Origin of the sequence: Xenorhabdus griffiniae (assembly GCF_001028135.1) — a bacterium.
GTDB classification, from domain to species: Bacteria; Pseudomonadota; Gammaproteobacteria; order Enterobacterales; family Enterobacteriaceae; genus Xenorhabdus; species Xenorhabdus bakwenae.
On sequence record NZ_LDNM01000042.1, the window covers coordinates 8,386 to 12,073 of the forward strand.

Below are 3,688 nucleotides of genomic sequence, written 5' to 3' on the forward strand. Positions count from 1 at the left end.
CCCTTTACCCGTGACCGGGTACTGGGTGATTTTGACGCCCACCAGGTTGCCCCAGTCCAGATCGCCATCCAGCGGAATGACCACCGATAACGACAGGTCGTAAGTCGCAATCCCGCTGGTGTACCCCTTGGCTCTGCCGGTTTTATTCATGGTCTTGACCAGCTTGCGCCCGGTGTTGATTTGCACGTCCAAATCGGTGACCTCAACTTCCCGGCCATCGACTTCCAGCACAATCGCGCCGACATATTCTTCTAACATGGGTTACCTCTTATAAATACAGGTCAATACGGCCGGCAAAGACGTGCAGGCCATTGACGACATCCGCCGGAATTTCCGCATCCAGCCGGTTGGGATCTTTATCGTTGCGTTCAACAATTAACTTGTCCTTGTTGGCTTCGACGTTTTCCAGAATCTCAGACTCTTCCAGTTTGAGCAGCACATCCAGCAACTCAGAGCGCACTTTCTGGCGTGTCCGCTCATTGAGTTTGTCACGGGGAAAACGCTGTGAAATGCGCTCACGGCACGCCTTACGGGTGTAGTCCAGCGTGCGGAGGGTGGTGAGATCCAGCAGGGCAATATCATCCACCCCTTCGGCGTTGCGGGTATAGGTGGTAATGGCCCGCACAATCTGCACGCGATTCCCGGCACCGACCTCAATCGGCGTCAGGCCGTTATGCAGGGCGTTTTCCTGCTCGTTACGGCTGGCGCGGTGTGTTACAGGGGTAATATCCATACCCGCCAGGGGCAGGGTATTCAGCGGGCGGGCCGGGTCTTCCTCACTGGCAATCACGGCACCATAGGCGGCAGCCAGTTCGGCGGGCAATTTTGCCGAGCCGGGATACCAGCCCAGGGTCAGACGGCCATCGTTAATCTCCCCCGCCAGCGTGGTGCCCGTTGCCAGGGTGCCTGTCCAGCCGGCGACACCAATGGCACCGCGCTGCTCCATCGCATTGCCGGTCTTATCCAGATGGGTGCGCAGGGCCAGCAGGGCCGTCTGGGTACTGAAAGGGCAAATAATGATTTGATGTCCGGCCGCAAAAACGGCGTCCAGTGCCGGCTGAATGTCGGGGTCATTTTCACCGCCTGCCATGTCGGACAAGGTGATGCCGACCCCTTTAGCGGTACACTCGGCCTTGAGGCAGATGGCATTACCGAATTCCCCGGCCTGACGGGCGGTCAACGTGATGACGTCACGGGGCGTTTCGTCGGTGCCCTGATTGCGGGTCGAGGCCATGATCGGTAATGCGGTTGCCGCCCCGACCGCAGCAACCACCGCGCTGTTAAGGATTGCCAGGCTGTCACCCGACTCGACGGCAATATCCAGGCGCTGGTCACCCACCCATAAATAGAGGGTGCCGCTGCCGGTGGCGGCACCGGTCAGGCTCAAGGTGGCGGTAGCCGCTTTGCCTGCGGCGGCGGTTTCAATGCCAATCACCTGCAATTGCAGATAGCTGTTGGCCTGAATGGCGGCACGAGCCATCAGGTGCGCCAGTGAGCCGGCACCAAACTGGCGGGCAGCCTCGTTATCGGAATAGATATCCAGCGGGGTCAAGGCTGCCACCTGTGCCTGCGTTCCCATCGGGGCAATAATCAGTACCCGCTGAGGATTACCCGGCAGCGTGCGGGTGGCCATACGGGTATTAAATTCAAAATACTTGCCCGGCTTGCGGATACTGGACGGAATGGTATCAAAATTAATCATGATGTTTCTTTCCTCGACTTACCCACCTTCGTCGTGGTGGGAACGACCAGCACTAAATCCCCCGTCGTGATTAACCGACGGTAATAGGCGCTATCCGGCACCGTTACGGGTTCAGATTCAATGTAGCGCCGCGACTGGTTTTCCAGCGGGACACGCAGCCCCGTCGCGGCAGTCACCATTAATGTATTCATGGCTTTTTCCTGAGATTCACTAAATCGGCCGGATCATCGGGTGATCCCATACCGGGCGGGTCGTAACGCATACCCACCCGTAACAGGTCAGGGTCTGGCTGGGACAACTGGCCGTGGTATTCGTTATACAACCAGTCAGGATGTGCCCGGTCACGGGTTTGTTCAGGCCAGGCGCCTGACGCCAGTGCTCCCTCCAGCCATTGGGTATCAAACTCGCAGGCAAAGACCGACAGCGCCCGCTCAGCGACCTGCGTATTAAACAGGGTACGGACACGCCCCGGCACCAACGGATTGATTTTCAATCCCAAATCCTGCCCGGTCAGTAATCGCCTGACCGCGTAGACCAGGCGATAACACCCGACCTCATTGACGTTAACGCCACCCTGGCGGGAGGCCGCTTCACTGCGGGTACTGTAATCCCCGACAATCACGACAAATTGTCCGGTCGGTTTGTACTGGCGTTTGGACACGCTGAATGGCTCGGTTTTGCTGATACCGCCAAACGTGACCCACACCGCCGGTAACACGCGCACAATCCGCCCCACATCGTCGTCGATTTCCCCGCCGTAACTGGTCACGGCACGGGTCATCTTGCCGAGTCCTTCGGTCAGCCGCTGACAAATGGCCTGTTCTATCTGGGTAATCAAAAGGCACCTCCCCCTGTCGCATCACGGCCGAACTGGCGGGGGCTACTGCCAAACGCCATTTGCGGGGTGGGCTGGATAAGTTGCCCGTTATCCGCCCGTCCCAGGCTGATTTGTCCGGCGGCCACTTTTTCCAGAAAACGCATGGCATCTTCATAACGCAGGCGAATTTCGTCCGACATCACCCGATGGGCTGTCGTCAGGTGGTAACGGGCGATATCACAGCAACGGCCGACCAGAATGCGCGGCGTGTCCGGCCACGGCGTGGCATAGCGCCCGACCAGATAACCGTCAATTTCGGCACTGGCGCGGGTTAAGGCGGCATTCATCACCGGCTCATCAATTTGTCCCGTTATGTCAGGGTCACAGAGATTGATACATTCTTGCTCACCAAAGGCTAAGATCATGTCGTGCTGGGTGGCGTACATGTCAGGGTTCCTCTTTAGCCGGCTTCGCGCCCTTTTTCAGGGCCGCCAGGTCTTTTTTCAGTGCATCACGCTCTGCAATCACCGTGTCCAGTTCGGTAGTCAGGCGTGAGACTTCCTCAGTCAGTCCGGCAACCTGAGTCTGGCTATCAGCCCCCGGTGACTGCACATCTGCCTCATTGACGACAGACACCACCAGCATCGGATCGGCTTGCAGTTCGGCCAGTTGCGCGGCGGTAAAACGGTCATCCGGGTAGGACGTGGTGTTGTCGCTGTGGGCGATACCACAGCGGCGAAAGTCCGCCACTTTGGCAGTAATTAAAATCGGCATTATTGTTCTTCTCCGGTAGAGCCATACGCCAGTTGCCAGAAACCGTAACCGCCTGCGGCACGGGCTTCAGCCCCAAACTTGTATTGGCGGCGGGTAAACACGTCGTCACTGTCCAGGCTGGTTTGTTCCACCATGACCGGGGCTTTACGCTCCTGATAAATAATCGGTTTGATGGATTTGGTGGTATCCAGCAGATACCAGCGGCTGTCATGGGTCAGGCGCGGCTCCACGACCACTTCAGCCGTGCCTTTAAACAGGTTAACCTTGCCATCTTCCAGCCTGTCGGCGGTCATCAGGGCGCGGGCGGTGTATTCCAGGGCAGGCGGCACCAGCAAAATATTGGGGTTGATATTGAGCGGGCGGCCGTCATCGTCAGTAAACTGGCGCATGGCCGT

General features: G+C 58.1%; 7 protein-coding genes. All 7 read right to left on the reverse strand.

The genetic code is table 11. The annotated features are described in order from the left end of the window. The coding region (locus tag AAY47_RS10850; protein WP_053014258.1) for a hypothetical protein at positions 1-258 on the reverse strand (258 nt) is incomplete at its 3' end. A gap of 10 nt (positions 259-268) precedes the next feature. Beyond that, a complete protein-coding gene (locus AAY47_RS10855; protein ID WP_047769745.1) occupies positions 269-1,702 on the reverse strand; it encodes a phage tail sheath C-terminal domain-containing protein in 1,434 nt (477 codons plus the stop codon). Beyond that, positions 1,699-1,893 carry a DUF2635 domain-containing protein gene (locus AAY47_RS10860; protein ID WP_047769747.1) on the reverse strand — a complete coding sequence of 65 codons (195 nt, stop codon included), beginning with the start codon at positions 1,891-1,893 and terminating at the stop codon, positions 1,699-1,701. The genes AAY47_RS10855 and AAY47_RS10860 overlap by 4 nt, the downstream gene beginning before the upstream one ends. Then, the gene (locus tag AAY47_RS10865) at positions 1,890-2,540 is read right to left on the reverse strand and encodes a DUF1834 family protein (protein WP_072059778.1); all 651 of its coding nucleotides are present in this window, start codon (positions 2,538-2,540) and stop codon (positions 1,890-1,892) included. The genes AAY47_RS10860 and AAY47_RS10865 overlap by 4 nt, the downstream gene beginning before the upstream one ends. After that, entirely contained in the window at positions 2,537-2,965 is a 429-nt protein-coding gene (locus AAY47_RS10870) for a gp436 family protein (RefSeq protein WP_047769749.1), read from the reverse strand. The genes AAY47_RS10865 and AAY47_RS10870 overlap by 4 nt, the downstream gene beginning before the upstream one ends. Position 2,966: 1 nt before the next feature. After that, the gene (locus AAY47_RS10875; protein ID WP_047769751.1) at positions 2,967-3,293 is read right to left on the reverse strand and encodes an HI1506-related protein; all 327 of its coding nucleotides are present in this window, start codon (positions 3,291-3,293) and stop codon (positions 2,967-2,969) included. Continuing rightward, positions 3,293-3,688, reverse strand: a 396-nt coding sequence (locus AAY47_RS10880; protein ID WP_047769759.1) for a Mu-like prophage major head subunit gpT family protein, incomplete at its 5' end; no start/stop codon positions are given. The genes AAY47_RS10880 and AAY47_RS10875, both read right to left, overlap by 1 nt.

Bases quoted from the DNA above. Each gene is read 5' to 3' on its own strand.
- AAY47_RS10855 (WP_047769745.1), bottom strand. From the start codon at position 1,702: ATGATTAATTTTGATACCATTCCGTCCAGTATCCGCAAGCCGGGCAAG.
- AAY47_RS10860 (WP_047769747.1), bottom strand. From the start codon at position 1,893: ATGAATACATTAATGGTGACTGCCGCGACGGGGCTGCGTGTCCCGCTG.
- AAY47_RS10870 (WP_047769749.1), bottom strand. From the start codon at position 2,965: ATGTACGCCACCCAGCACGACATGATCTTAGCCTTTGGTGAGCAAGAA.
- AAY47_RS10875 (WP_047769751.1), bottom strand. From the start codon at position 3,293: ATGCCGATTTTAATTACTGCCAAAGTGGCGGACTTTCGCCGCTGTGGT.